Raw genomic sequence first — 6,408 nt, 5'->3', positions numbered from 1 at the left:
CCGACGGTCCCGCTAAGCCGCTGATTCAGAATATCTCTTCACCCAAATTCCTGCAAAGCCGTGGTACCGATCATGCTACCAATGGCATCCGGATGGGTATTGATGGCTGGATCTATATTGCCGTTGGTGATTTTGGTTTCCATAATGCAGTAGACCGCTCCGGGACCAAATTAACGATGCTTGGCGGCGGGATCGTAAGGGTAAGGCCCGACGGAACCGAAATGGAGGTATACACCCATGGATTACGCAATATCTATGATGTGGCTATTGATCCCTACATGAATGTTTTTACTCGTGATAACACGAATGATGGGGGAGGATGGAATATTCGTTTCAGCCATCAGATACAAACAGCTGAATACGGATACCCGCTCCTGTTCAAAAACTTTACCGAAGAGATTCTGCCTGCACTCGCAGACTTGGGAGGTGGATCCGGCACCGGGGCTTTGTTCATGGATGATGCCAGCTGGCCTGCAAAATATAATAAGGTGCCTATGATGGCCGACTGGGGTACCAGCATGTTATCCATTCACCGCGTAACACCCGACGGAGCGAGCTTTCAGCAGAAGGATGAAGACTTTATCAAATTAGCACAAATCACTGATCTGGATGTTGATGGCTCAGGCCGCCTTTACTTATCCGCATGGGATGGCGCGGGATATTCAGGAAGTCCTGACAAAGGCTTTATTGTAAGAGCTATACCCAAGGACTGGAAATTTAAAGCCTTCCCGAATCTAAAGAAAGCATCTATCAGGGAACTTGCTGACTTATTAAAATCTCCTAATGCCGTTGCACGTTTAAATGCGCAGCAGGAACTGCTAAGCCGGCCCGCGAAAAATGTTTCTAGAACAGCCTGGGCTATAGCAGCCGACAAAAGCCTGCCATTGGATGTCAGAGTCGCCGGTATTTTTACCTATGCACAATCCGAAGGGGAGAAAGCCACTAACAACCTGCTCCAGTTAACAGCCGATGATAATGTAAGAGAGTTTGCACTTCGGGCTGTTACTGATCGAAAGGGATGTGTAGAGAAAGTACCCACGAAGCCTTTTTTAGATGCTTTAAATGACAGGTCTGAACGCGTTCGGGCCACAGCGATCATATCCCTCGGTCGCCTGGGTCGCAAAGAAGCCATAGATGCCTTACTCAGTGTGAGCGTACCTCCATCATTCAAGGCCCCGGCCGCAAATACAGAAGGCCCTCATGCTACACCCAACTCTTCATTGATCAATGCTCATCTCGCCGTCCGATCTCTTGTGGGTTTAAATGCCGTTGACGAAGCGGTAAAAGCCATTGGCAGCAAGAATTCTACCATGGCCTTATGGACTTTGCGATATATGCACAGCCCGAAAGCTGTTGAGGGTTTGATCACAGCGTACAACAATGCTGGCAATGCGGCGCTTAAAAAAGAAATCCTGAGTACCCTGTCGCGTTTATACAAAAAGGAAGCACCTTACCAGGGAGAATACTGGTGGAGTACCCGCCCAGACGGTCACGGACCTTATTACAATACAGTGGAATGGGAATCCTCTCCGCAAATCAGACAAGCATTAGTGAAGGAATGGGCTAAAGCAAGTGATTCCGAAAAGCTGTTCTTCACTCGCCTGAACGATAAACACCAAATGGGAATCAGTGAATTCGGCAGCCAGGAAACGGTAGCCTCTGTTGAAGAAAAATTCGATCTGGAAGCGATCAAGATGAAAAAAGGCCAGATAGGTAACTCCTCTATTGAGGATGTCATGCTGGCACTAAGGGAAATAAAAGGTAATGTAGATTTGGGAAAAGCCGTCTTTTTGAGACAGGGATGCAATGCATGCCACAGTACTAGCCAATCAGAACCTTTGAAAGGCCCTTATATGGGACAAATCGGTTCCATCATGAACGACGAGCAAATTGCTGAGTCGATTCTGAAACCTAATGCCTCGATCTCACAGGGTTTTGCAACTGTGCTTATAACAACCAAAGCTAAAAGAAGCTTTATGGGATTCGTAACGGCTCAGTCGGCACAATCAATAACTTTAAGGGATATAGGCGGGGGTGTTCGTACAGTTAAAACGGACGAAATTGTGAATCGTAAAGAAATGGAGAATTCCATGATGCCAGAGGGTTTGGCGAATGCCTTGTCGTTTGAGGAGTTTGCGTCGTTGGTGAATTATTTATCACAACAAAAGTAAATTATGAAAAGAAGATTTTATTAAGACCGGAGCGACAGCGACGGCTGGTTTTCGTTTAATTCCCCACGGCAGATTATAGTCTTCTAACGGAAAGGAAGCGTGATGTAAAAAGTAGCTCCCCCTTCTTCATTATTTTCGACCCAAATATTACCTTCATGCTGTCTAATTATTTCGGAGGAAATAAAAAGACCAATCCCCAGTCCGGAGACCTTTTTGCTTGTCAATTCCTCTACTCGGTAAAACTTGTCAAAGATTTTACTTTGGTTTTCTTCATTGATACCTATTCCATAGTCTTTGACGGCGATTTGAACATGCCGTTTCTTTTTCTCTACACTTAATTCAACGAGCTTAGCGTTTGGTGAATATTTTACGGCATTACTGATAACGTTGACAATTACTTGTTCAATTCTTTCCTTGTCAATCTCTACGCAAATAGGTTCGGTGAATGAAAATTTAAGTTGATGAGAGGAGTAAAGTAGTTGATTTGCGTCTGTTATTTCCCTTACAATGTCTGTAATCTCTACCTGTTGTTTTTGCAATGCTAATTTCCCGGCTTGAATTTTTGAAATATCCAGGAGATTTAAAATCAATTTTGCCAGCTTGTCTGAAACCTCTTCGGCTTTATTTAAAAAGGCAAGGGTTTGTTTTTTTGGTTGCTGATCAAAACTTTTTAAAGCTAGTTGGAGATAGGCCTTTAGAGATGTTAGCGGTGTTTTTAATTCATGGCTAGCGAAACTCAAAAACTCTTTATTTCTGTGACTATCTAACTGACTTCGTTCAAGTTCCATTTGCTTTTCTATTAAAGCCCTCTCTTTCTGTTTCCTGTCTGATATATCATTGATAAATGCAATGAAAAACCATTTCGTATTAATCTTTACAGCTGAAATGCTCAAACTTACAGGGAATTCCCTTAAGTTCTTATCGATTGCCGGGACTTCGATCGTAGAATTCAAAACCGGGCCGTGCCCTGTATTAAGAAAGTGGGTCATACCCTTAGTGTGCGCTTCACGGAATTGGACGGGGATAATTAAATCTGTTAAGGGCTGATTAAGAACTTCGGCGGCAGTGTATCCAAAAATATCCGTGGCCTTTTGATTCCATTCGATAACGTTTTGGGTCTCATCTATAATTACAACGGCATCAGGCGCATTAGCTAAAAATTCAGCTATCCTCGAAAAATATTCCTGTTGGAGTTTCTCAGCTTCTATTTTAGCAGTAACATCTCTGAAAACCCCACGTGTGTGAAGCACAGTGCCTCCCCGATAAAAAGCCCTTAAATGACCTTGTAAAATAACCGGTGTCCCATTTCTAGCAAGGAATGTAACTTGTATATCGTCATTGACTTGCTTCACGAGAGTAGTTTCCCGATATGCCCGGAATTCGGATCGTTCCTCCTCGGCTACAAAATCATAAATGGATCTGCCTTTTACTTCATCAAATCTATAACCAAGTGTTAAAAGCCACGCGGGATTTACATTCTCGATTGCCCCGTCTTCACTTACGTATTGAATAAGATCACTCGTGTTATCAAAAAGATCACTAAAATATATGTCGGGTATTTGCATAGGTTTGTACTGTTATTAATTCCCTAACGCTTCCTCTTCATTATTCATGGGTAATCCATTTTTGGTAGCCACAGGAAGGAAAAAATAAAATTCCGAGCCGCCAGTGTCACTACTAACACCGATTGTTCCGCCGTGACGTCGAATTATCTCAGAAGAAATATACAACCCCAGTCCTAAACCCGAAAATTGTTGGGACGATTCCTTGCCCCGATAGAACTTGTTAAATATATGTTTTTGATTCTCAGCGGGAATTCCGATGCCAAAATCTTTTACTGAAATTCTTACAACATCGCCAATCAAAACGGTATTGAGTATGATTATATCGTTATTCGGAGAATACTTTACAGCATTAGAAAGTAAATTAGTTAGTACTTGCTCTAAGCGGCTCTTTTCACCCCGTACTATAATAGCGGGGTTATTCTCAATAGTGATTTTATGCGTATGTAAAGCAAACTGCGACTGTGAAACCACATCAGTTAACACCGTAGAGATGTCAAGGTCGGAGAAATGATAAATCATCTGACCGGCCTGAATTTTCGTCACGTCGAGCAGATCATTTACCAGTCCGGTGAGCTTATTAACCTGGTTATCTGCTTTATCTAAAAGATCAACGGAGGATCCATTTTCTTTCATGATCGCTTTTTTAAGAATTTGAAGGTATCCTTTCATGTTTGTAATTGGGGTCTTGAGTTCATGGCTAGCGACATTCATAAATTCATCCTTCTTTTTCATTAATTCTTCAATCTCTCTTTTATGTTTTTCTTTTCTTCCCAGTGCTTCCATTAACTGCATTCGCATCAGCTCAATAGTTCGCGCCAATTTTTCGGCTTTTTCCGCTGATTTTTGTGCCAGGTTAACCCTGATTTCTGAAGTAATGGCTGCCTGTTCCAATTTAAATAGCTCTGTGAAAATCGGGAGAATGTCTCGCAGTGGCGCGAGGGCATCTTCTTTAAGGGTGCCACCCAATAAAACCACCACACTACCGTCCGAACCCGAAATGCCTGATGCCAAAAGTGGGTGCTTAAAATCTTGAAATGCCAGGGTGCCTGAATGAAAGCTTTTTTTCAAGCATTCTTTCAAAAAATTATTCCATCCTATCCAATTCGGGAGCGTTTGAGGAAATCCCGGTGCAGGGAGTAGTTGTGGGATTTCCGGATCCTGGATAAATATAATTAGATGAGAACAGTCGAAATATCCGGCTAACCGGCAGGCGGCCTGAAAACGATTTACTTTGTTATGTAACTCACCAATAAGATTTAGCAACATTATTCGGGAATTACGCAAACCACGGCCGTGCAATTTTGAAAGCCACTAAATTGTCCTTCTACACGGGCTATTTGTCCATATGTATTACATCCAGCATAATCAGTACCTTGAAGCGTTTTTGAAATTTGACCCAGTTCGAGATCAAACTCTTTCCCCATTCTAAGTCTGGTTGCTACACAATCAAAAAACAATGCGACATTTGGCTTGTGATCACCAATCTGTTTTAGGGCATTAATAGCGGCTGTAGTTGCCGCCTTTTCAGAACAATCGTTATCGGTAACCATAAAGCTAACATAAGCCCCTTCCGGGATAGTACTGGCCATAGCAAGGGAGCCATCTTCTAGTATGGAAAGTGGCACCCTTAACTTAAAATCACCCGCAACTTCTATCCCTAAAATATTATGTAAAAAAAACGGAATAGGCTGCTCAAGGTCAAAAGTTTGTCCGGTGTTCGCAGCATGTTCCGTAAATAATTCGACAGCGGGGCGTGCATTTAAACTAATAAGATGCATGCCTTCGACTTGCGTAACGCGCATTTTCGTTCCCACAGGTTTCCAGCCGTGAGCTGCTCCCACTCCAATTGGTTTATTCGATAATATCTCAAGGATAACGGCAGCATCGGTAAAAGCTCCCGTTCCGTAAAAAACGTGGGTACGCTGGAAATTGGCATTATCACCTGCGCCGCCTCCGAAAAATTGATATTTACCCATCGTTTTCTCAGTCAGTAATTCGACAATTTCATCTGTGTATCCGGATAATGCGTCGGCAAAAATCATGGCAGAATAATACTGGTACTGATAATCCGAATCATGTGTCAGTGCTGAATTCAACTTTTCTACAACAGCTACTCTGTCCTTCTTTATACCCTCAGCAAGGCAAGCAGAAAACTTTAATTCATCAGAATAAAAAGCAACCGCACATGCCGAGTCTGTTGCCCGGTCGTTTGAAGTAAACTCTCCTGCCGACGAACTGCCCACTATCAATTGGGGACGGCAACCTTCATTCAGGGATTCCAGAAGACTTGGATAATCATACACGGACGAGGCAAAAACTATTACCGCGTTAGGAATCTTTTCACCTAATTTCTCTACAATTTTATTTGCCAATTCCCGGCCCGCATTTCTGCCATTCTGTTCTTCAGTAAAAACTACTGCTGATTGTGTCATACGTTTCGTTGTAGATATAAAAAATTTAACAAAACGAACCACGCTTTGTTACGAGAGCTCACAAATATAATCCGTCAGGATTAACCTTGGTTATATTTTTTGAAACTCATAGTTACAAATGATGTATCGGATTTACTTGTTTTTCCGTAAATCCAGGTTGAAGGAGGATTTGAGTGTGTGCCACGTTTACATCAACGCCTCCTCAATCAACTCCCCAATCTGCATTGCCTGATCCTTAGT

Annotated in this window: 4 protein-coding genes; 1 reads left to right on the top strand and 3 read right to left on the bottom strand. The window is 42.6% G+C overall.

Features of this window, described 5'->3' with window-relative positions:
* Positions 1–2,171 (top strand): DUF7133 domain-containing protein (locus WBJ10_RS03965; protein WP_424288255.1); only part of this gene is annotated, 2,171 nt, incomplete at its 5' end.
* 83 nt (positions 2,172–2,254) lie between these two features.
* Here the strand turns inward: WBJ10_RS03965 and WBJ10_RS03960 are convergent.
* From WBJ10_RS03960 to WBJ10_RS03950, 3 genes are read right to left on the bottom strand one after another with little or no spacing between them, the layout of a single operon-like run.
* The gene (locus WBJ10_RS03960) at positions 2,255–3,736 is read right to left on the bottom strand and encodes a PAS domain S-box protein (RefSeq protein ID WP_424288254.1); all 1,482 of its coding nucleotides are present in this window, start codon (positions 3,734–3,736) and stop codon (positions 2,255–2,257) included.
* A 15-nt stretch (positions 3,737–3,751) separates the two neighbouring features.
* On the bottom strand, positions 3,752–5,002 hold the full coding sequence (locus WBJ10_RS03955) for a sensor histidine kinase (RefSeq protein ID WP_424288253.1): 1,251 nt from the start codon (positions 5,000–5,002) through the stop codon (positions 3,752–3,754).
* A complete protein-coding gene (locus WBJ10_RS03950) occupies positions 5,002–6,168 on the bottom strand; it encodes an FIST signal transduction protein (RefSeq protein WP_424288252.1) in 1,167 nt (388 codons plus the stop codon). Before WBJ10_RS03950 ends, WBJ10_RS03955 begins: the two co-directional genes overlap by 1 nt.
* Positions 6,169–6,408 lie beyond the last annotated feature (240 nt).

It is taken from the genome of Daejeonella sp., from assembly GCF_049655485.1.
Taxonomy (GTDB): Bacteria; Bacteroidota; Bacteroidia; order Sphingobacteriales; family Sphingobacteriaceae; genus Daejeonella.
The sequence above is the reverse complement of the archived record's forward strand: the minus strand, read 5'-3'. Positions and strand labels throughout refer to the sequence as shown.